General features: G+C 61.5%; 17 protein-coding genes and 1 tRNA gene. 9 read left to right on the top strand and 9 right to left on the bottom strand.

What is annotated here, in order from left to right; all coding sequences use genetic code 11:
* Positions 1-341: 341 nt before the first annotated feature.
* Together C6558_RS03215 and C6558_RS03210 are read right to left on the bottom strand one after the other, a co-directional pair.
* Positions 342-418, bottom strand: a tRNA-His gene (locus C6558_RS03215).
* A 148-nt stretch (positions 419-566) separates the two neighbouring features.
* On the bottom strand, positions 567-1016 hold the full coding sequence (locus C6558_RS03210) for a phasin (RefSeq protein ID WP_025425989.1): 450 nt from the start codon (positions 1014-1016) through the stop codon (positions 567-569).
* 230 nt (positions 1017-1246) lie between these two features.
* Here C6558_RS03210 and C6558_RS03205 point away from each other — a divergent pair, with 230 nt between their 5' ends.
* Positions 1247-4885, top strand: coding sequence for a PAS domain S-box protein (locus C6558_RS03205; RefSeq protein ID WP_057211559.1), 3639 nt, complete (start codon positions 1247-1249; stop codon positions 4883-4885).
* Positions 4886-5195: 310 nt separating this feature from the next.
* Positions 5196-6770: an ABC transporter permease gene (locus tag C6558_RS03200; RefSeq protein WP_371412232.1), complete on the top strand. Its 1575-nt coding sequence runs from the start codon at positions 5196-5198 to the stop codon at positions 6768-6770.
* 462 nt (positions 6771-7232) lie between these two features.
* On the opposite strand, the gene C6558_RS03190 is transcribed toward C6558_RS03200, so the two are convergent.
* A complete protein-coding gene (locus tag C6558_RS03190) occupies positions 7233-9185 on the bottom strand; it encodes an acetoacetate--CoA ligase (protein ID WP_025425986.1) in 1953 nt (650 codons plus the stop codon).
* A gap of 176 nt (positions 9186-9361) precedes the next feature.
* On the opposite strand from C6558_RS03190, the gene C6558_RS03185 reads away from it, so the two are divergent.
* Positions 9362-11185, top strand: coding sequence for an AsmA-like C-terminal region-containing protein (locus C6558_RS03185; RefSeq protein WP_025425985.1), 1824 nt, complete (start codon positions 9362-9364; stop codon positions 11183-11185).
* A 53-nt stretch (positions 11186-11238) separates the two neighbouring features.
* Here the strand turns inward: C6558_RS03185 and C6558_RS03180 are convergent, their stop codons facing one another.
* The 4 genes from C6558_RS03180 to C6558_RS03165 form a co-directional block, all read right to left on the bottom strand.
* Entirely contained in the window at positions 11239-12054 is an 816-nt protein-coding gene (locus tag C6558_RS03180; protein ID WP_107026833.1) for an ABC transporter permease, read from the bottom strand.
* A 3-nt stretch (positions 12055-12057) separates the two neighbouring features.
* On the bottom strand, positions 12058-12969 hold the full coding sequence (locus C6558_RS03175; protein ID WP_025425983.1) for an ABC transporter permease subunit: 912 nt from the start codon (positions 12967-12969) through the stop codon (positions 12058-12060).
* Positions 12970-12973: 4 nt separating this feature from the next.
* Entirely contained in the window at positions 12974-14116 is a 1143-nt protein-coding gene (locus C6558_RS03170; protein WP_025425982.1) for an ABC transporter ATP-binding protein, read from the bottom strand.
* Positions 14117-14219: 103 nt separating this feature from the next.
* Positions 14220-15314, bottom strand: coding sequence for a polyamine ABC transporter substrate-binding protein (locus tag C6558_RS03165; RefSeq protein WP_025425981.1), 1095 nt, complete (start codon positions 15312-15314; stop codon positions 14220-14222).
* 89 nt (positions 15315-15403) lie between these two features.
* Here C6558_RS03165 and C6558_RS39565 point away from each other — a divergent pair, with 89 nt between their 5' ends.
* Both C6558_RS39565 and C6558_RS03160 read left to right on the top strand, forming a co-directional pair.
* Positions 15404-15592, top strand: coding sequence for a hypothetical protein (locus C6558_RS39565; RefSeq protein ID WP_128090405.1), 189 nt, complete (start codon positions 15404-15406; stop codon positions 15590-15592).
* Positions 15593-15652: 60 nt separating this feature from the next.
* Positions 15653-16606, top strand: a complete 954-nt coding sequence (locus tag C6558_RS03160; RefSeq protein ID WP_158071690.1) for a fatty acid desaturase family protein — start codon at positions 15653-15655, stop codon at positions 16604-16606.
* A gap of 12 nt (positions 16607-16618) precedes the next feature.
* Here the strand turns inward: C6558_RS03160 and C6558_RS03155 are convergent, their stop codons facing one another.
* A complete protein-coding gene (locus C6558_RS03155; protein WP_025425979.1) occupies positions 16619-18028 on the bottom strand; it encodes a short-chain fatty acyl-CoA regulator family protein in 1410 nt (469 codons plus the stop codon).
* A gap of 228 nt (positions 18029-18256) precedes the next feature.
* Between C6558_RS03155 and aceA the strand changes: the two genes are divergently transcribed.
* The 3 genes from aceA (at position 18257) to C6558_RS03140 (ending at position 21230) form a co-directional block, all read left to right on the top strand.
* Positions 18257-19546: an isocitrate lyase gene (gene aceA, locus C6558_RS03150; RefSeq protein ID WP_025425978.1), complete on the top strand. Its 1290-nt coding sequence runs from the start codon at positions 18257-18259 to the stop codon at positions 19544-19546.
* Between the two features lie 82 nt (positions 19547-19628).
* Positions 19629-19868 carry a hypothetical protein gene (locus C6558_RS03145; protein ID WP_025425977.1) on the top strand — a complete coding sequence of 80 codons (240 nt, stop codon included), beginning with the start codon at positions 19629-19631 and terminating at the stop codon, positions 19866-19868.
* A 255-nt stretch (positions 19869-20123) separates the two neighbouring features.
* A complete protein-coding gene (locus C6558_RS03140) occupies positions 20124-21230 on the top strand; it encodes a helix-turn-helix transcriptional regulator (RefSeq protein WP_025425976.1) in 1107 nt (368 codons plus the stop codon).
* A 5-nt stretch (positions 21231-21235) separates the two neighbouring features.
* On the opposite strand, the gene C6558_RS03135 is transcribed toward C6558_RS03140, so the two are convergent.
* Complete coding sequence (locus tag C6558_RS03135; RefSeq protein ID WP_025425975.1) at positions 21236-22105, bottom strand: LysR family transcriptional regulator; 870 nt, start codon at positions 22103-22105, stop codon at positions 21236-21238.
* An 88-nt stretch (positions 22106-22193) separates the two neighbouring features.
* Between C6558_RS03135 and C6558_RS03130 the strand changes: the two genes are divergently transcribed.
* Positions 22194-22406, top strand: coding sequence for a hypothetical protein (locus C6558_RS03130; RefSeq protein WP_057211550.1), 213 nt, complete (start codon positions 22194-22196; stop codon positions 22404-22406).
* The last annotated feature ends 15 nt before the right edge of the window (positions 22407-22421 follow it).

Here is a 22421-nt window from a genome sequence, read left to right as displayed (position 1 = left end):
ATTTTACTGGCGTCTTGCTCCCATGTCCATTCGGCTTGAAGCCGATTGGTCGATATCCAACATCGTGGCAGGGCGCGCCAACCTCCACTTGTGTGGCGGTTCCAAAAAATGTCAGCTTCAGGGTGCGATCCGGGCCTCAGGAACGACCGGTTCGGGTCGATGGCGGAGATGGACACAGCGACGTTTGGAATTCCGTTCCTGCCTTAAGCGGATTTAAGCGTTGGAACACCAACCCGCACCGTCGATTGTGGTGCATTTGTCGTCCAAATATCCGGAGAACGTCGATAGAGACGGAAGCAGGTGCGCGAAAAGCGCTTAATATCAGATAGATATAAAGAGAATGGTACGGTTGGGGGGTCTCGAACCTCCGACCTCAGGTGCCACAAACCTGCGCTCTAACCAACTGAGCTACAACCGCACAAACGAGCGACATCAGTCGCTTGGCGGCTCACATACGGAGACTTCCGCCGCTTTGCAAGCCTAAACTTGAGATTATCCTGCAAAAAGACCGGATGGCAAGCCACCCGGTCCCATTCATGCCCAGCGCGGCCAGGGGCCGGCGCGGATCAGACCTTCTTGAAAGAAGACATCGCCTTTTCAGCGGCTTCCTTGCCAGGCTTGGTAACATTCTCAGCAACCTTCTTGGTTGCTTCCTGCATCGACTTGGTCTGTTCGACGGCAAGTTCAGCCTGCTTGCGGAAGAAAGAGGTCTGCAGCTCGACGAATTCGGACAGCGACTTCACACCGAGCAGCGCTTCCATGTGCGAAAGCGAGTTTTCGGCATTGGTGCGCAGGGCGTCGATGGCCTTGAGGCCGAGTTCAACGCTACCGGTCTGGGCGCTTTCAAGCGTCGCTTCGACGGTCTTGCTTGCTTCCTCGGCAGCGGTCTTCATCTTGGAATAAGCGTCCTTCGACTGGGCAGCGCCCTTTTCCGCGAAGTCGCGGAAGCTGTCGGCAACCTTTGCCGGGTCGAAAGAGGAGAAGGAAAATGCGTCGTCGATCTTCTTGGTAGCCATGAATGCGCTCCTTGGTGTCAGGGCCCTCTTTTGAGGCGCCGTTGATTGATGCACACTATATAACCGATCCTATTGTGCATTGCAATAAAATTGTGCAGTGCACAAATTCGCCTGCGTTAACCCTTCGCGATGAAAGGGGTGAGCGAAAGACGCCGATTGCTGGACCCTCAGCCGCGTGGCGGGTATTAATAGAGTGTTAACGTACCAGCGACCCGTCAATAGGCCCGTCCATGCCCGCAAGACAGTACCCCTTCATCGACATTGCCGTGCATGAGCGGGTGCGCGAACATTTTGCGCGCGGCGATGCGGCGATCCTGTTTTCGAGGGACCTTAACCGCGTTCTGTGGGCCAACGATCAGGGTGCCGCCTTCTTCGGCGCAGACTCGATCTACGACTTCATCGACACGGGCCCCAATGCGAACGACCTGTCGGCGCGGCAGTTGAAGGCCGCCGCGACGCAGCTGGTTTCGGTCGGCGATCGTCGCCAGCTCTTGATGCGCATTGCCGCGGGCTTTCGAAGCGTGCCGCTCAATACGACGGTGGAACTGATCCGCGTCCGGCTGGACGAATTGGGCGTGCTGTTCACCGCACCCCATTCCGGCAAGCCGCTTTCGACGGAAGATCGCGCGGCGCGCATGATCGCCGGGCTCGACGGCCCGGACACGCACATGGCCGTGCTGGATGCCGACGGTACGATCGTCGCCCAGTCGCCTGGCTTTGCCAATCTCGGCATGTCCGACGAGACGCGCCGCCAACTCGTCGCCGCCGTTGCCCGCGACCATGACTGGCTGATCAAGCGCCCGGTCGCCACGGCAAAGGGACACCTGCCCGCCGCCATCGGTAAGATCGCCGACGAACCGGCGCTTCATCTTCTCTTTGCGGTGGAAACCATCCTCGGCAACCTCGACCCGGATGAAGCACCGGCCGAGGCTGTCTTGCCGCCGACAGCCGTCGCGGAGGTCGTCGAGGCCGATGTTGTGACCGACGTCGCACCCGCTGTCGTCGAAACGGAAGCGGCGATGGCTACTGGCGCGGTGGAAACGGTCGTCGAGCAATCGGCTCCCGACGAGCTGGCTTCGGCGGATCAGCGGATCGTCGCCGAACGTGAAATCGAGCAGCCGCTTGCGGAAGCCGACGACGTCGTCGCCGCAGTCGAAGCAGAGGAACCCGACCTCGCCGTCGACACCGATACCGAAACGCCGCTGGAAACAGCGACCGCCGAAACATCAGATGCGGCCCAGGAACAGACGGACGCCGCACCAGAAGGCGCGGAGCAGTTGCCGTCCGCCGAGACGGCAATTGTCGCCGAGGCAGCGCCTGTCCCCGATGCTACATCGGTTGAACCGCGCGAACACAAAGACGCCCCTGTCGGCGCTCAGTCCGACTTCGCCTTTGCGATCGGCGGGCGGGCGGTGCGGTTCGTCTGGAAAATCGACGCGGAAGGACAGTTCAGCGAAATCTCGGAGGAGTTTGCCTCGGCGGTCGGGCCGAAGGCCGCCGACGTGATCGGTGTCAGCTTCGCCTCGCTTGCGGCGCGCTATGGTCTCGACCCCGACAACAAGATCAACGAGCTCCTGCACCGCCGCGACACCTGGTCCGGCAAGACGATTTTCTGGCCGGTCGAAGGCACGAGCCTTAAGGTCCCGGTCGACCTCGCCGCCCTGCCCACCTACTCGCGCTCGCGGGAGTTCGACGGTTTCCGCGGCTTCGGCATCGTGCGCGTTGCAGATGCCGTCGAAGATCACAACGCCAACGGCCTTTCGCTCGATCGTGACGAGGATGCGATAGAGGCCAACGATCTGACGGCGCCAACTTCGCCGAATGGCGTGGCAGCCGTTGAAGAGGCGACCCACGAGATCGCGACCGCCGGCGCGAATGAAGCCGACGAACCTGCACTTTTTTCCGACGAGCCGCAGCCGACCGAGGCAGTAACGACCGACCAGCCCGCGGTGCCGGCCGATCCCTTCCTTGGTGAGCGCCCAGCACTTCGCATCGTCGAGACGCCCGGACGCCGGGCTTCCGACAAGATCATCGAACTCGAGCTACACCGCCCGGCCGGTTCAAGCGCGCTCACCCGCGGCGAGCAGGCGGCTTTTCGCGAAATCGCGCGGCAGCTCGGCGAAAATTTTGTGGGACGCCCAGAGGCGCACGAGACCCGGTCGGACGAGGCTTCAGACGACGCCATCCAAGGCGAAGCGGAACAACCGGTATCTGAAACCCTGGACGAAGCAGCTCTTGAGGCCGCGCCGACCGCGACCAGCGAGTCTGAGTTCGAGACGCCAGAAGCTTCGAGCGAGGTGGCCGCAGCCGAACCTCGATCCGACGACCTGGCCGAGGCGAGCATGGACCCGGCGACGATCGCGACCGTCGGTTTCAGCGGCGAGATCCTCGATAGCCTGCCTGTCGGCCTGCTCGTGCATCTCGGCGACGACCTGCTGCACGCCAATCCGGAATTCCTGCGACTGACGGGCTACGACACGCTCGATGATTTCAAAGAGGAAGGCGGCATCGACGCGCTCTTTGCCAATGACGAGGAGGTCGGCGACACGGAGCCGGACGGCACGATGACGCTGATCCGCAAGACCGGGCAGTTGCTTCCGGTAACGGCCCACTTGCACTCGATCCGCTGGGACGGAAAGAGCGCGCTGATGCTGGCCCTGGCATCGACGGAAGTCGCGCAGCCCCAAGAGAGCGAAGCGAGCCCGGTCGAAACCGCTCCGGCTCCCGTCGCCGACGAACAGGTCGGCAAGCTCAAGACCGAAATCGACGAGCTGCGCTCGATCCTCGAGACGGCGACCGATGGTGTCGTCATTCTCGGACACGACGGCGATATCCGCTCGATCAACCGCTCAGCGAGCGCGCTCTTCAACTACGATGAGAGCGAAATCCGCGGCAAGCCGTTTGCAGCGCTCTTTGCCCATGAGAGCCAGAAGGCGGTCATCGATTATCTGCAAGGCCTGTCCGGCCATGGGGTTGCCAGCGTACTCAACGACGGCCGCGAAGTGATCGGCCGCGAGGCCGCAGGCGGCTTCCTGCCGCTGTTCATGACCATCGGCCGCCTGTCCGCCTCCAACGGCTATTGCGCCGTCATCCGCGACATCACCCAGTGGAAGCGGACCGAAGAGGAGTTGCGCAACGCCAAGCGCGCGGCCGAGACGGCAAATGCCCACAAGACGGAGTTCCTGGCGCGCGTCAGCCACGAAATCCGCACGCCTCTCAATGCGATCATCGGCTTTTCCGACATGATGGCGAGCGAGCATTTCGGCCCGGTTGGCCATCCGCGCTATATCGAATACGCCGGCGACATCGGCCGCTCCGGCCGCCATGTGCTCGATATCGTCAACGACTTGCTCGATATCTCGAAGATCGAGGCGGGCGAGATGGATCTCGACTTCGGCTCGGTCGAAATCAACGATGCGGTTTCCGAAGCGGTGTCGCTGGTGCAGCCGCAGGCAAACAGCCAGCGCGTCATCATCCGCACGTCGCTTTCGACAGCTGTGCCGAACGTGGTTGCCGACAGCCGCTCGATCAAGCAGATCGCACTCAACATCCTGGCGAACGCCATCCGCTTCACGCCATCGGGCGGACAGATCGTGGTGTCGACCTCCTATGAGCCGAACGGCAGCGTGATCCTGCGTATCCGCGACACCGGCGTCGGCATGACGCGCAGCGAACTCGACCAGGCGATGAAGCCCTTCCGGCAGGTGACGACCGGTGGCCGCAAGCGTGGCGACGGCACCGGCCTCGGGCTGCCGCTGACCAAAGCCATGGCCGAAGCCAACCGTGCGCAGTTCGCCATCACCTCGGCACCGAACGAGGGCACGCTGGTGGAAATCTCCTTCCCGTCACAACGCGTCTTGGCGAACTGACGACAGATGCTGTAAGGAAATGTTGACTTGGGGAAACCAGTTTGTTGGCATCCTCACGGCAATTCCTGCTGCATAATCCTCTTCTTGAAATCGGAGGCGATCCAAGGGGAAGATTATGCAGCGAGTTTAAAGCGTTACAGCATCCTTAGAGCGTCATGTCAGACGCGCGGCGCTGTGGCCGTTTCGCTCCGGATCAGATCGATTGCAGTCCACGTCACAAATCCTCAAGCGGCGCCCAACCGGCGCGAAAACCGGTCTTTCGCATCCGCTGCTCGCCGTATGGGCCGGGGGCGCATCGCTGATCGTGCTGATGCCGATCCTCGCCATTGCATGGCTGGCGATTTCCGGCGGCGGTTCCGACTGGCCGCATCTCATGCAAAACGTCATCCCGCGCGCCACCATCCGCACGTTGCTGCTGATCGCGTTCACCGGGATGACGACGGCCGTCGTCGGCATCGTGACCGCGTGGCTGGTGGCGAGTTGCGAGTTTCCCTTGCGCCGGTTTCTGTCCGCCGCGCTGGTGTTGCCGCTTGCCATTCCCGCCTATCTCGCCGCCTACGCCTTCGGTGAGCTGTTCACCTTCACCGGGCCGGTGCAGGGGCTGATCCGCGCTATCTTCGGCTTCAAGACCAGCCGCGACTACTGGTTTCCCGATATCCGCTCGCTCGGCGGCGCCGTCCTGGTGCTGAGTTCCGTGCTCTATCCCTATATCTATCTCGCCTGTCGCTCGATGTTTCTGATGCAAGGGCGCGCGGCGGCCGATGTTGCCCGCACGCTCGGCGCCGGGCCGCTCAAGGTGTTCTTCCGCATCCAGATCCCGATGGCGCGACCGGCGATCATGATCGGTCTGACGCTGGTGGCGATGGAGACGCTGAACGACATCGGTGCCGTCGAATTCCTCGGCGTGCAGACACTGACCTTCTCGATCTTCGACACCTGGCTCAACCGCGGCAGCCTTGCCGGCGCGGCGCAGATCGCCTGCATCATGCTCGTCTTCGTCATCGGGCTGATGATGATCGAGCGGGCTGCCCGGCGAAGGCAGCGCTTCTCCAGCCAGAAGACGACGTCGGCAGTCCATGATGCGACCAGGCTTCCGCTTTCCGGCTGGAAGAAGTGGGCCGCGACGATTGCGTGCCTGCTTCCGGTGCTCTCCGGCTTCGCGGTCCCGTTCCTGATCCTCGGCAATTACGCGCTGAAGCGCCTCGATCAATTCATCGAACCGCGGTTGCTGAACGCACTCTTCCACAGCATCCTGGTTTCCGGTGCAACCGCGCTGGTCACGGTGCTGCTCGGTTTCGTGCTTGCCTATGCCGCGCGTACCGGACGCTCGCGTTTCACCGATACCGCCGGCCGCCTCGCCTCCTTCGGCTATGGCGTGCCCGGCACGGTTCTGGCGATCGGCGTGCTCTTCCCGCTGGCAGCGCTAGACAATCTGGTCGACGCCGGCTTTCGCAGCACCTTCGGCATATCCACCGGGCTACTGATGACGGGAACGGGCTTTGCCATCATCTACGCCTGCACCGTCCGGTTCCTCACCATGGCCGAAGGCACGCTGGAGGCGGGTTTCCAGAAGCTGTCGCCGCACCTCGACATGGCTGCACGTGCGCTTGGCCGCACCGGAGGGCAGACGCTGCGAACCGTGCTTCTGCCGATGATGCGCCCCGCCGTGTTGACCGCAGCACTTCTCGTCTTCATCGAGACCATGAAGGAACTGTCGGCGACGATCATGCTGCGCCCGTTCAACTTCAACACGCTTGCGACGCTTGTTTACGAGGACGCATCGCGTGCCAAGGTCGAGGATGCATCGGTGGCTGCGATGATCATCGTCGTTGCCGGCATGATCCCCGTGATCCTGGTTTCGAGATCGATGGAGCGTCGGCCCTAACGCAGGTCGCGCAAAAGTGCGCAGCGGTTTTGCGATAAGGACATGCGTTAAGAAAAGAGCTTAAAGCGCAACAAGGGAATCCTGGAAATCGCAACGCGCTTAACAGCATTTCCAGGAAAAGTGCGAAGCGGTTTTCCGTCTGGAAATACGGGAAAACAAAGAGATAGAGCGTTTCCGCACCTCCGCCCAAAACGCTCTGTCCCGAAGGCAAAAAAAGAGGTGGCTGGGAGGCCACCTCGATAATTCAATGCTAAACCAACAAATGCTCGAGAAGTAATGACATCATGTCTGCGGCGGCATCGCTGCCAGGCGCCGACCACTCATCGGCCGGCCTCAAGTTGACATGACCATGCGCCCCCAATCGTTAACAAGACCTTACCAGCCGATCCGACAATTTTAGGGATTTATCAGCAAGTCTGAAGCCTTGGTTAATTCCGAAAGCGCGAACAAGTTAACGGCCCCTCAATTTTTGAGGGCATCGAGCCCGGCGAAAAGATCGAGCGCTTCCGGGTTGGCGAGCGCCTCCTTGTTCTTGACCGGGCGTCCATGCACAACGTCGCGGACCGCCAATTCGACGATCTTGCCCGACTTCGTGCGCGGAATATCGGCAACGGCGATGATCTTCGCCGGCACATGGCGGGGCGATGCGCCGGTGCGGATACGGTTCCTGATCGCCTTCTCCAATTGCTCATCGAGCGAGGCGCCGGATGCCATGCGCACGAACAGCACGACGCGCACGTCGTCTTCCCAGTCCTGTCCGATGCAGAGCGCTTCGGCCACCTCTTCCATCTGCTCGACCTGATTGTAGATCTCCGCCGTGCCGATGCGCACACCGCCGGGATTGAGTGTCGCGTCGGAGCGACCATGGATGACGATGCCGCCATGCGACGTCCATTCGGCAAAGTCGCCATGGCACCAGACGTTGTCGAAACGTTCGAAATAGGCGGCGCGGTATTTGACGCCTTCGGGATCGTTCCAGAACATCACCGGCATCGACGGGAATGCCTTGGTGCAGACGAGTTCACCCTTTTCGCCGCGCACGGAGCGCCCCTCGTCGTCCCAGACATCGATCGCCAGTCCGAGGCCAGGACCCTGGATCTCGCCACGCCAGACCGGCTTCAGCGGATTGCCGAGCACGAAGCACGAAACGATGTCGGTGCCGCCGGAGATCGACGCAAGCTGGACGTCCTGTTTGATGCCTTCATAGACGAAGGAGAAGCCTTCGGGCGACAGCGGCGAGCCAGTCGAGGTCAAGAGCCGCAGGCTTGAAAGGTCGTGGGTCTTGGCCGGCTCAAATCCGCCCTTGCGGACCGCGTCGATGTATTTTGCCGACGTACCGAAGACGGCAAACGTTTCGTCCGCCGCATAATCGAACAGGACGTTTCCATCAGGATAGAACGGCGAGCCGTCGAACAGGCACAGCGTCGCGCCGACCGCCAGGCCGGAGGCGAGCCAGTTCCACATCATCCAGCCGCAGGTGGTGAAATAGAAGAGCTTCTCCCCGTCGCCGAGCCCGCAGTGGAAGCGATGTTCCTTCAAATGCTGCAGCAGCGTGCCGCCGGCCGAATGAACGATGCACTTCGGGACGCCCGTGGTGCCGGAGGAGAAGAGCACATAGAGCGGGTGGCTGAACGGCAAACGCTCGAAGGCGAGCGCCTCGGCTTTAAACGGAGCGATGAAGTCCTCGAGCGTCACGCCATCGGCAATTGAGGCCGCCAGCGCCCTCGCCTCGCCCGCATAGGGAACGATGAGGGCTGGAACGTCGAGAGCCATGGAGACCGCACGAACCTTGGCGTCGACGTCCTGTCGTTTGCCGTTGTACCAATAGCCGTCGCAGGCGATGAACAGTTTCGGGGTGATCTGGCCAAAGCGATCGAGAACGCCCTGCTCGCCAAAATCGGGAGAACAGGACGACCAGATCGCACCGATCGACGCGGTCGCCAGCATGAGAGCGATCGTTTCGGGCATATTGGGCATCATCGCGGCGACGCGGTCACCCTTGCCGATGCTGCGCGCTTTCAGCGCCTGCTGCAGCCGCGAGACCAGCGTGCGCAGATCATCCCAGGAAAGCCGGTAGCTGACCTTATCCTCGCCGCGGAAAATGAGCGCATCGTCGCCGCCGGCGCGCCGCAGCAGGTTCTCGGCGAAATTCAGCGACGCCTCGGGAAAGAACCGAGCGTCGAGCATGCTGTTACCATTGACCAGAGCCGTCGCGCCACGATCGCCGATGACTTCGCAATGCTCCCAGACCGCCGTCCAGAAATCGCCGCGTTCGGCAACCGACCACGCGTGAAACGCGTCGTAATCGGCAAAGTCTTTGCCGAAGCGCTCGCTGCACCAGGCGATAAATTGCGCCATCGGGCTGTGCTCGCGGATCTCTGGACCGGGAACCCACAAAGGTTGCTCAGACTGCATGCTTTCCTCCACTCCTACTCCATGCCCTCTATACCATGCTGCAACGCAAAATAAACAGCAGGAGAACCCGCTCCGGCGTCGCATTGGCGACATTTCCATGTCGGGCGCATTTGATTTATGCGGGCTGAAAGCCTATCCAAGCAGCGTGATCCCAAGCGATGGGCAACCAGGCGGAAATGACAAGAAAAATCCTGCATATGATGGGTGAATCACGCCTTTGGTCGCGGCTTCGTCGTCGCCATTTCCTCTGGCCGGCGGCGATCGGCATCGTGCTGGCCGTCGGATACAACGCGGCCCTGCCGCTCGTGATCTCGACGACGGACGTGCGGCCGACGATGGAGCGCATGCTCGACGCCTGGTCGGGTGGCAAGAGCAGGATAACCGGCGAGCCGAACATCCGTTTCTGGCCGAACCCGACGCTGACATTGTACGGCGCCACGATCGAGACGACCGACGGTACCCCCCGCACACTCGCCCGGATCGGCAGCATCACCGCAGCCTTCAGCCTGGTTTCTGCGCTTCGCGGCGAACCGGCACTCGAAGACATCCGCCTCATCGAGCCTGTGGTAACGCTGGAGCGTGGCATCGACGGCACGCTCAACTGGGAGCGGCCGCGCTGGCTTGCGCCGCGCGAGGCGAAAGCGGACAACGACGACACCCCCTTCGGCGACATCACGATCGAGAATGGCCGCCTGCAGGTATTCGACCGGGCGACCAATTATGCGCGGGAGTTTCCCGGCATATCCGGCACCGTGAAGTGGCCCTCCTTTGCCGGGCGCCTGAATGCGCAACTGTCGAGCATGATCGGCGGGCAGGCCGTGAGCTGGGCGCTGGCCTGCGACGAGCCGCTGACGCTGCTGGCCGGCCGCAACACGACGCTGAAGACATCGCTGACCTCGGCCCCCCTCAATTTCTCCTTCGAGGGCGTCGGCAATCTGTCGATGAAACCATTCGCCTCGGGGCGGCTCCAGGTTTCCACCGCCTCGCTGCCGGCGCTTGCCGCGTGGTTTGAGGGGGCCTCGCATGAGGGGCTGCCCGAGAGCAGCTTCGATCTCAGTGCCAACGTCACGACCGGAGACGCGACGCTGAAGCTGGATGACTTGCGCCTGGCGATCGGCGGCGCGACGGCAACCGGGGTGCTCGACGTTGTCGCTCCTGCCAACGACACACCGCGCGTCGAGGGCACGCTCGCGTTCGACAGGATCGACCTCAACGGACTGCAACCACTTTTTGCGCAGCTTCCGGTCGATCCAGAAGAACTCGCCAGACATATGACCGAGGCTTTCGCCCGCACCTGGCGCGTCGACGTGCGCCTTTCGACGCAGGAGGCAGCGATCGGCCCGTTGCGGCTGACCGACGTGGCGGCCGGCGTCATGGTCGATCACGGGCGGGCGTCGCTTGATATCGGCGACAGCACCTATGCCAATGGCAGGCTCAGCGGCCGCCTCGTGCTGTCGGAAGCGGGCTTGACCCGTGGCGGCAAGCTAGAGCTGGCTCTCAAGGATGCGGATCTTGCGGCCGCCGTCGCCGACTTCGGCTTCACCGGCCCGGTGCCGACGGGACGCGGCAACGTCAACCTGGACCTGGCGACCGATCACCCGTTCTGGACGCCACGCGCAGCCGACGCATCCGGGCGCCTGACCTTGTCGCTTGCCAACGGCAGACTATCCGAATTCGACTCCGACGCCTTCTCGGACCTGGTCCGCAGGGGTGAGTTCTTCTCGCTGTCGCAGGCAGGCAGCGGCACGTTCGATTTTCAGCGGGCCGACATCGAGGCGCGCTTCAGCGACGGATCGGCCCGGTTGAACCGCGCTACCTTTATCGGGCCGACGGGCAGCCTGTCGGTCAACGGCGTCATACCCTATCGCAGCGGCAGCCTGGCTCTTGCCGGAACCTTTACCGACGCTACCAATGCCGCCCAGCGATTGCGGTTCTTCGTCGGCGGCTCCTGGCCGAATGCGGTGATCTCGCCGCTCTCGGTTCTCGGCGAGCCCAACTGAAACGGCCGGCGCTTTAAATGCACCAGCCGTCCTCTTGAAAACGGAGCTGAACTCTACTGCGCGAAAGCGGCGCGCTCGTCCTTCTCGCGTAGCGCTTCACGCTGTTTGGTCACAACAGAGGCAACGACGACACCGATCGCGACAATGCCGATCAGGATCGTGCAGATCGCGTTGATTTCAGGCGTCACCCCGAGACGAACCTGGCTGTAGATCTTCATCGGCAGCGTGGTGGCACCGGGGCCTGTGGTGAAGCTCGAGATCACGAGATCGTCGAGCGACAGCGTGAAGGCCAGCACCCAGCCGGAAAAGACGGCCGGCGCGATCACCGGCAGAGTGATCGCAAAGAAGGTCCTGACCGGGGTCGCGCCCAGATCCAGCGCCGCCTCCTCGATCGACTGGTCGAAGCTCAGGAGCCGCGACTGCACGACAACGGCAACGAAGCACATGGTGAAGGTGATGTGCGCAAGGGTGATCGTCCAGAAGCCACGGTCGAGCCCGATGGCAACGAACAGCAACAGCAGCGACAGGCCGGTGATCACCTCAGGCATGACCAGCGGCGCATAGACCATGCCGGAAAACAGCATGCGGCCGCGAAAGCGCGTGTAGCGCACCAGCGCGAGGGCCGCCAAGGTCCCGAGCACGGTTGCGCAGGTGGCCGAGATCAATGCCACGCGGATGGTGACCCAGGCGGCGTCGAGAAGCGCCTGATTGTGCCAGAGCTGCGCGTACCATTTGGTCGAAAACCCGGCCCATACCGTGACCAGCTTCGATTCGTTGAACGAGAAGATCACCAAAAGCACGATCGGCAGATAGAGAAAGCCGAAGCCGAGCACGATCGAGGCAATGTTGAAGCGTGACCAGTTGCCCATGACCTACTTCCCCTCGCCGTCGGCTTTGGCCTGCGCGTTCTGGAAGAACACGATCGGTATCACCAGGATCAAAAGCAGGATCGTGGCAACCGCCGAAGAGACCGGCCAGTCGCGGTTGGCGTTGAACTCGTTCCACAGCGTCTTGCCGATCATCAGCGTTTCCGATCCGCCGAGCAGATCGGGGATGACGAACTCGCCGACAGCCGGAATGAAGACGAGCAGGCAACCGGCAACGACGCCGGCCAGTGACAGCGGGAACGTGACGCGCCAGAAGGCGGAGAATGGCGTGCAGCCGAGATCCAGCGCCGCTTCCGTCAGCGTGTGGTCCATCTTCTCCAGCGACGAATAGATCGGCAGGACCATGAACGGCAGGTAGGAATAGACGATACCGATATAGATCGCCCAGTTGGTGTTGAGGATGATCAGCGGCTGGTCGATGACATTGATGCTCATCAGGAACTGGTTGAGCAGTCCTTCCGGCTTCAGGATGGCGATCCAGGCGTAAACGCGGATCAGGAAGCTGGTCCAAAACGGCAGGATCACCAACATCAACAGCGTCGGGCGGATCGATTTCGGCGCCTTCGCCATCCCGTAGGCGACGGGATAGGCGATCATCAACGTCAGCACCGTCGAGATTCCGGCGATGATGACACTCGACACATAGGCGTTGAAGTAGAGAACGTCCTCGGTCAGCCAGACATAGTTGTCGAGCGAGAACTCCCGTGCCTTTTCCATAATGCCGGAAAGGCCACCGAGGAGATCGAAGACCGGCGTATAGGGTGGCATCGCCACCGCCGTCTGCGACAACGAGATACGGAAGACGATGAAGAAGGGAATCAGGAAGAAGAACAGTAGCCAGGCATAGGGGATGATGATGACCAGGCGGCTGAAGACGGCTGATGCAACGCGCGCCATGGCTTCAATCCTTCAAGACGACGCCGGCGTCTTCGCCGAACGAGATCCAGACCTGCTGGTCGTAGCCGAAGGGATCTTCCACGGCGCGCACCGCGTTCAAGGACGACGCCTTCACGACCCTGCCATCCTTCAATCTGATATGGAAGACGGTCATGTCGCCGAGATAGCCGACGTCCCAGATCTCACCCTCGACCGCGTTGACCGGCGCGTGCGCCGGCGGCTGGCGGGTGACACGGATCTTTTCCGGGCGAATGGCGACCGCGGCCTTGGCGCCGGCGGCAGGCCTCTCCGGCGATGCCATGCGAATGGGAAAGCCGTTGCCGGTTTCAATGCTGAGGTAGCCGTTTTCCGCGGTTGTGGCTGTTCCGTCGAAGATGTTCACATCGCCGATGAAGTCGGCGACGAAGCGCGAATTGGGCGCCTCGTAGATTTCCGCTGGCGTTGCCACCTGCGCGACCTTGCCGTGGCTCATGACGGCGATGCGGTCCGCCATCGTCATCGCTTCCTCCTGGTCGTGCGTGACCACGACGAAGGTAAGGCCGAGTTCCTGCTGCAGGTCCATCAGTTCGAACTGGGTTTCCTCGCGCAGCTTCTTGTCGAGTGCGCCGAGCGGCTCGTCGAGCAGCAGCACCTTCGGGCGCTTGGCGAGTGAGCGTGCCAGCGCGACACGTTGGCGCTGGCCGCCGGAAAGCTGGTGCGGCTTGCGCTTGGCAAACTTCTCGAGCTTCACCAGCTTGAGCATCTGGCCGACGCGCTCGGCGATGTCGGCCTTGGGCATGCCGTCCTGCTTCAGGCCGAAGGCGATGTTGGTCTCAACGGTCATATGCGGAAACAGCGCGTAGGACTGGAACATCATGTTGACGGGCCGCCGGTAGGGCGGAATGCCGGCAAGGTTCTGGCCGTCGAGAATGATCTCCCCCGAGGTCGGCTGCTCGAAACCGGCCAGCATGCGCAGGAGCGTCGACTTTCCGCAGCCCGACGCACCCAAGAGTGCAAAGAACTCGCGCGTGTAGATGTTGAGCGAAAGATCGTCGACGGCGGTGAAATCGCCGAACTTCTTGGTGACGTTCTTGACGGAAATGAATGGCTTGGAAGCGGGATCCGCCCAGGGGGCGAAAGAGCGCCTGATACTGCCGAGTGACTTCATCATCTATCCCCGAATGATACAGCCGATGGGCACTCTCGTTTTCCCCGGTGCCCCCTTTAAGAAAATTGCCCGGATTTTGAGGTCCGGGCAATTCGTTTTGCTCTTACTGGCCGGTGACGACCTTTGTCCAGAGCCGGGTCAATACCCGCTGCTCCTTCGCCTCGAACGGCGTGACCGTGAACAGTTTCTGCATCACATCATCGGTGGGGTAGATGGCGGTGTCTTCGAGAACCGCCTTGTCCAGGAACTGCTGCGAGGCCTTGTTGCCGTTGGCGTAGAAGACATAGTTCGACGCCTTGGCGACGACCTCCGGCTTCATCATGTAGTTGAGGAATTCATGCGCTTCGGCGACATGCGGAGCGTCCGCCGGAATGGCGAGCATGTCGAACCACATCTGCGCGCCCTGCGACGGGATCGCATAATCGACGGTTACGCCAGCCTTGGCTTCGGCGGCGCGGTCACGGGCCTGAAAGACATCGCCGGAAAAGCCGACCGCGAGGCAGATATCGCCATTGGCAAGCGCGTTGATGTATTCCGACGAGTGAAACTTGCGGATATTCGGACGAACGCTGGCAAGCAGTTCGGCAGCCTTTTCAAGATCGGCCGCTTCGTGGCTATCAGGATTGAGGCCGAGATAGGCGAGCGCCGACGGCATCACATCCGTCGGGGAATCGAGAACATGGATGCCGCAATCCTTGAACTTGGCGGCTAGTTCCGGCTTGAAGATGACGTCCCAGTTGGGCTTCTCGTCGGTGCCGAGAATTTCCTTCATCTTGTCGACGTTGTAGCCGATGCCGGTGGTGCCCCACATGTAGTCGATGGCGTATTCGTTGCCCGGATCGTACTTGGCCGTACGCTCCATGATCACGTCCCACATATTGGTGAGGTTCGGGAGCTTGGACTTGTCGAGCTTCTGGAACACGCCGGCCGCGATCTGGCGCTGCAGGAAGGTCGCCGTCGGGACGACGACGTCGTAGCCCGAGCCGCCTGCGAGCAATTTGGTTTCGAGGATCTCGTTGGAATCGAAGACGTCGTAGACGACCTTGATGCCCGTTTCCTTGGTGAAGTCTTCCAGAATGCTGCTGTCGATATAATCCGACCAGTTATAGACGTTGACCACCCGCTCCTGCGCCGAAGCGAGCATGGTCGAACCGGCCAGTATGACCGTCGCCATGGTTGTAACGATGAATTTGGACATGCAGTTCCCTCGTTATTATCGGTCCGGACAAGGCCGCCCCGTGACACGGATCCAGGCCCATTCTGGATCGCTCCGGGGCGAGGTTAGGCATGTTTCTCGACAACCTCAAGCGGTTTTGTGCCGGAAAGAGGCGGACCTCTTCAGCCACCCCAGTTTTCGCAAGCCAAGGAAAATCGGGCACTTATGGCGAAGGGCGCGATCCCGCCATCGGCAGGTACCAAGCGGCCGACGTTAACCATGGCGGCAACCAGCCAGAACACGCGTTCGTTTACGATTGATTAACCATAAGGCGCATGCGATTTTTCCCCTCGGTTGTGTATCAGCGTCTGGGTAGTGTCATGAGTGGACGGAACCGCAGGATCGATCCGAGAGAGTTGAAGCGCCTTTCGATACTCGAGCCACAGAAATCCCTTGCGGCGATCGCGGTCGACTGGGCGATCATCGCCACCGCCATCGCCGTCAGCGAATATACCGGCAATATCCTCGTCTACCTCATGACCGTGATCGTGATTGCCGGTCGCATGCATGCGTTCGGTTGTCTCGTTCATGAGGCGGCGCACTACCGCATCATCAAGAACCGCAAGCTCAGCGACTGGATGAGCGACCTGTTGCTCGCCTGGCCGATGCTGGCGACCGTCGATGGCTACCGGCAGAACCACCTGGCACACCACCAGCATGCCAACACCGACGACGACCCGGACTGGACGGCAAAGCTCGGCATGGCGCAGTTCACCTTTCCGCAGAAGATCGCGCGTGGCGTGATGCAACTGCTCGGCTATCTCGTCGCCGTCAACTCGATCCGCGACATGGTGCACATGGCCAAGCGCATGTCGAAGAACGACCGGTCGACGCGGAGCTACAAGATGCTGCGCCTTTGCTTCTATATCGCTGCCGCCGCCATTTTCAGCCTTCTCGGCATCTGGCGCGAATTCGCGCTCTACTGGCTCGTGCCGTTCTTCACCTTCTTCTGCCTGTTCCTTTACGTGCGCAGCGTTGCGGAGCATTTCGGCAACATGGACTATAGCGACGAGCTGACGAGTTCACGCACGGTCTATCCGCATGCCTGGGAAAGACTGTTCTTTGCTCCGCACCACATCAACTATCATCTGGAGCACCACCTCTATCCCGGCGTGCCGTTCTATAACCTGCCCGAACTGCACGCGATCCTGATGCGCGACAAAGCCTATGCGGACAAGGCGCACATTACCCGCGGCTATACGACCGGACTACCGGCCGAATGCTTCGCCGCCAGTGCGCCGCTGCTGCCGAGCCATCACCCCGTCAGCTACTGAAAGTCCCAGCGCCTACTGAAAATCGAAGACGCTGAGGCCTGTTGCCATCTCGTCGAGCCCAAGCGGGCGCGTCACCGGAGGCTCGGCGCGCGCAAGACAGCCCTGCCGCTCGCAGAGCCGACAGGCCGCCCCGATCGCAACCGCGGGCGAGCGTAGCGTGCCATAGACCACCTCATCGGCAAAAGAGGCCTCACAACTGATCAGCAACGCGGTGCGGCGAACCCGCTCTTCAAAGCCCGCCTGCGGACCATCGAGCGTGCGCGACACGGTAAGGAACGCCAGTCCCTCTGTTGTCTCTACGCGGTCCACCAGGATTTGCCCCGGCACCGAGAAGGCGGCATGGATATTGAGCTTCGGACAGCCGCCGCCGAACCTCGCTTGCGGGAAACCCGATGCGCCGGAACGACGGAGCCGATGCCCGGCATTGTCGATCTCCATCAGGAAAAACGGAACGCCGGTCGCGCCGGGCCGCTGCAGCATGGTCAGCCGGTTGGCGACCTGCTCGAACGACACTTGGAAACGCGCCCTGAGCACGTCGATATCGTATCTCGCCCGGACGGCTGCCGCATGAAATGCCGCATAGGGCATCATCAATGCGTGGGCGGCATAGCGGGCGAGTTCGAAGCGGCCGATGCGGCGCGCTTCGGCGGTCGACAGGCGCAGCGTCTCCAACTCCCGGACGATCGCTTCGTGACAGGCAATCGAGGCAACCTCCATGGCGATCTCGCGCAACTGGTCATAGGGCGATAGGCGCTCGGAGATGAAGAGCCGCATGGAATGGCGATCGAAGCGGCGACGCAGATTGGGCATGGCATGAACGGGCAGATTGCGCACGACCAGGCCGTGTTCCTTCTTCAGCCAGGCTTTCAGTGCGCCGATCAGATCATCGCCCGGCGAAAGCGCCTCGTGAAAGGCCTCCGCCATTTCTTCGATCCGGGCGAAATGATTGGGTCTCGCCTCCAGCGTCTCGCGCACCTCGTCCATCGGTAGGCGGGTGCCCGACAGCGCCTCCATGTGCCCCTGCCCCGCCAGGAGGTCGGCAAGGTCCTTTAGCCGCGCCGCCTGCTCGCGATAGGCGCGGTAAAGCTTGACGACGCCGCCGGCGGCATTGGGCGCCGCTTCGGCAACTTCGATCAATTCCTGATCCCCCGGCAGTTCCGCCGCCAGCAGCGGATCGGCAAAGACCTCGCGCAATTGCGCCAGTCCACCGCCAGTTTCACCCTGCAGTTCCTCGAGGTCGACCTTGTAGACCGATGCGAGTTTCAGAAGCAGCTGGACGGTCAGCGGACGCTGATTGCGCTCGATCAGGTTGAGGTAGGACGGCGAGATGCCAAGCGCTTCGGCCATCGCCGTCTGCGTCAGCGAGAGCCCGTTGCGGATCCGCCGGACACGAGGACCGGCAAAGATCTTGTTCTCAGCCATTTGTCACTACCTTTACAACTCTGACGACGACCACACATTTACATAATTTACAAATTTACCGTGCACGCCTGTCAAAGGCAAGACAAGATAACCCTTTTGAAAGGCCATGAACTTCGATTTCCATAGCCCTATTGCGCAGCGCAATGTAAAAACTGTCACATCAACTAGAGACGAGGAAAGCCATACGACAAAAGTCGAATGGTGGATGAGTTCCAGCAGGAGGAAATGATGACTGATTTTTACAAGCTTGTTCCCAGTGCCCAGCAAGGCCGCTTTGATGGCATCGAACGCCCCTACACCGCTGAAACCGTGAAGCGGCTGCGTGGTTCGGTCGAGATCCGTTACTCCCTGGCCGAAATGGGTGCCAACCGCTTGTGGAAGCTCATTCACGAAGAGGACTTCGTCAACGCGCTCGGCGCGCTCTCGGGCAATCAGGCCATGCAGATGGTTCGCGCCGGCCTGAAAGCAATCTACCTCTCCGGCTGGCAGGTCGCGGCCGACGCCAACACCGCATCAGCGATGTATCCGGACCAATCGCTCTATCCGGCAAATGCCGCTCCGGAGCTGGCAAAGCGCATCAACCGCACGCTCCAGCGCGCCGACCAGATCGAGACCTCGGAAGGCAAGGGGCTATCGGTCGACACCTGGTTCGCACCGATCGTTGCCGACGCCGAAGCCGGTTTCGGCGGCCCGCTCAATGCCTTCGAGATCATGAAGGCCTTCATCGAGGCCGGAGCTGCGGGCGTTCACTACGAGGACCAGCTGGCGTCCGAAAAGAAGTGCGGCCATCTCGGCGGCAAGGTCCTGATCCCGACGGCCGCGCATATCCGCAATCTCAACGCGGCACGGCTTGCAGCCGACGTCATGGGTACGCCGACGCTCGTCATCGCCCGCACCGATGCGGAAGCGGCCAAGCTGTTGACGTCGGATATCGACGAACGCGATCGCCCCTTCGTCGATTATGACGCCGGACGCACGGTCGAAGGCTTCTACCAGGTGAAGAACGGCATCGAGCCGTGCATCGCGCGCGCCATCGCCTATGCGCCGCATTGCGACCTGATCTGGTGCGAAACCTCCAAGCCGGACCTGGAGCAGGCCCGCAAGTTTGCCGAGGGCGTGCACAAGGCGCATCCGGGCAAGCTGCTCGCCTACAACTGCTCGCCGTCGTTCAACTGGAAGAAAAACCTCGACGACGCGACGATCGCCAAGTTCCAGCGGGAACTCGGTGCGATGGGCTACAAGTTCCAGTTCATCACGCTTGCCGGCTTCCACCAGCTGAACTTCGGCATGTTCGAGTTGGCGCGCGGCTACAAGGCCCGGCAGATGGCGGCCTATTCGGAGCTTCAGGAGGCGGAGTTCGCCGCCGAGGTCAATGGCTACACCGCGACCAAGCACCAGCGCGAAGTCGGCACCGGCTATTTCGACGCCGTGTCGCTGGCCATCACCGGCGGCCAGTCATCGACGACAGCCATGAAGGAATCGACCGAGCACGACCAGTTCCGCCCGGCCGCAGAGTGAAGGACCGGGGAGCGTGGCAATCCCTGCCCGCCGCGCTCCCCATGCAATCGACGAGAAACCGCTGACACCAAGGAGAACTCCAATGACAGTTCAGACACGCGTCAAGGAAAGGGCCGAGGAACAGTCTTCGGCCATGACCCCGGATCAGCAGGCGGCGATCCGCATGGTCGCCAACGACCTGCACCGCCTTAACCAGGCCGTCATGAAAGCCGTCGACGCCGGCGTATCGGTCGAGCTGGTACGTTCGGCCCGCCATCATGGCGGCGAAGGCAACTGGGGCGACCTGTTGATCCCTGTTATCGTCACTCAGGGACGCGCGTGATGACGGTGCTGACGGCCGCAGCCTTGCTGCTTCTGGCGGCTTGGTCGAGCATACCCAAACCACAGACGGCAACCGCGACCGTCCGCCGCCCCGTTTAGCACCCCACAGACCGACAACCCTGACGCGAAAACGGCCGGCAGCAACGCCGGCCTGCCGCGTTTCACGCCGGTCTTGCAAGCAGATATACCATTTCAAGTTGCTTATTGCCGAGGCTCCTGCCTATACTAACTCGGTCTAGTGCGAGCGGGGGCACGCATGTTCCGGACAGGAACGGCGAATACGGAAGAACTGATCGATCTGATCTATGGCGCTGCGTTCGGCGAATGCAGCTGGGAGGATTTTCTGAGCCGGTTGGCGGGCACTGTGCCAAACGGTAAGTCCGCGCTCCACTATCATGACCTCGCGGCACCCGCGTCGCATGTCCCCTATGTCTCCGGATTTACGGCCGACGACCTCGATCAATTCAACAACCATTTCGCCGCAGTGAACCCGTGGATCCCGAGAACCGTTCTGGTACCCGTCGGCCGGGGCCTATGTGGCGAGCATATCGTTTCGCGGGAAGATCTGGTCAAATCCGAATTCTACAACGACTGGCTAAAGCGACAAACCGGATGCGAGACCAGCGTCGGCGTGACGATCATAAGAGATGCGACACGCACATTCATTCTATCGACATGTACGACATCAACCGACGCAGAGTTCAACCATCACGCCGCCGATCAATATACGAGCCTTGCACCGCATCTCAAACGCGCGTTCGAGTTTGTCCGGAAGCGCGATGTGATGACGGTCGAGCGCCAGCAAGGGCAATCTTTGCTCGATTCGATCGGCGTTGGCCTGATGTATGTCGGCGAGAATCTCCGTGTCCGCTCCATGAATGAACACGCGCAACGCATATCGGCGACAGGCGCGCCAATTCGTATCGCTACAGGCGGGCGCTTGACGTTAAGCTGTCCGCAGACAAGCGCAGCGCTGGAAGCGCTGACATTGCGTGGCTGCACGGATACGCGCCCACATGTCTCCATTGTCAAGGGCGCCGGTGGGACGGCATATCGCATCACGCTCTTGAAGTTGAATTCCGATGCCTTCACCGAACTCCTTAGCGGCCCAACCGTTGCTGTCGTCATTGAACCGACCACGTCGCTGCTTCCGGAAGTGCGGAGCAGGCACTTGGAGGACATCTACGGATTGACTCCCGCCGAAATCAGAATCGCCTCCGGCCTCGCTGCAGGACTGTCGTTAAGGGAAATCGCCCTGGCGAACAGCGTCAGCTACGAAACGATCCGCACCCAGCTGAAGAGCATCTATTCCAAGACCCAGGTGAACTCGCAGGCGGCACTCGTCAGCCTCTTGATGCGCTGACCGCTTCAGCTGCGGCGGGGTCGTTTGCCGGCGAAGATGTCGGCGTGGCTTTTCAGTAATTTTGTCATGCGATCGACGACCGTGCGGATTTCCGTGCGATGGCGGTCCTCGTTGTTCATCACGATCCATTGCCGATGCATAAGCGCAGGGATCTCCTCGCCCGCCCGCTCCAGCAGAGGGTCGAGGTCGCCGACGAAACAGGGCAGCACGGCACAACCGGCTCCCGCCCGGGCGAGATCGAGCAACGAACGAGGGCGCGTTACGGTCGCTACGATACGTCCCGTCGCGTTCTCATGCGGCCAACGCAGATAGGACGAGATTGCATCCTCGTCGCCGACGGCGACCCATCGGCCGTTTGCCGCCGGCGTTGCATTCTTCTGCCGGTAGACGGCATAGGCAACTTCTCCCACCGGGCGGGCTGCCAGATAGCTCTCTTCCGGCTCGAAAGCGCGGATGCCGATATCGCTCTCGCGATAGGCAAGGTTGGCGCGGGTCTCGCCTATGGTGATCGCAAGGCTGAAGCCATCGCGCTCGGTGCAGAGCGCCGGGAAATTTTCGGCAAGCAGCCAGGACACCCAGGTTCCGGCGGTGATGCGAACGACCGCCCCCTCGCCCTCCCGTCGCCAGCTCTCGACGCGGCGGGCCGCCGCCTCCATCTCCTCGAGCTGCTCGAACAGAACCTGCCCGTCGCCGGTCAGCTGGTAGCCGGTCTGGCTGCGCACGAACAGCGTGCGGCCGGTGCGTTCCTCGATCTCGAGCATGCGCCGGCCCAAGGTCGCCGGGCTGGAGCCCAGCGCCTGCGCGGCGCCCGTCAGTCCGCCGGTGCGCGCGACACTCATGAAGCAGCGATAAATGTCCCAATCCATGTCTTTCATCGGTGAAAAACATAGGCCGATATCTTGTGTATGTAAAATAGCCTTTGCTGCATAGAAGAGGGGATGCCATCCAATGAGGAGCATCACCATGGAAATACTGGCAATGGCCTATCTGGCCGATATGACGATGAAAAGCCGCCGCTGGGACGAACATTTCGACCCCAAGCCGCCGGGGTTGGTGAGGCGGATGTTTCGCCGCTGCATCGCTGCGTTTGCGGCGCATCAAGAGATACAAGCCGGCAAGAATAGCCTACAAACGACTTGCGCCGCGCAACCGGTGGGTCGCGCGGCGCGATGCTGAGGACGAAGCCGCTGT

This window comes from Ensifer sp. NM-2 (assembly GCF_003024455.1).
Classification (GTDB): domain Bacteria; phylum Pseudomonadota; class Alphaproteobacteria; order Rhizobiales; family Rhizobiaceae; genus Ensifer; species Ensifer canadensis.
This window is presented reverse-complemented; position numbering and strand designations above follow the sequence as displayed.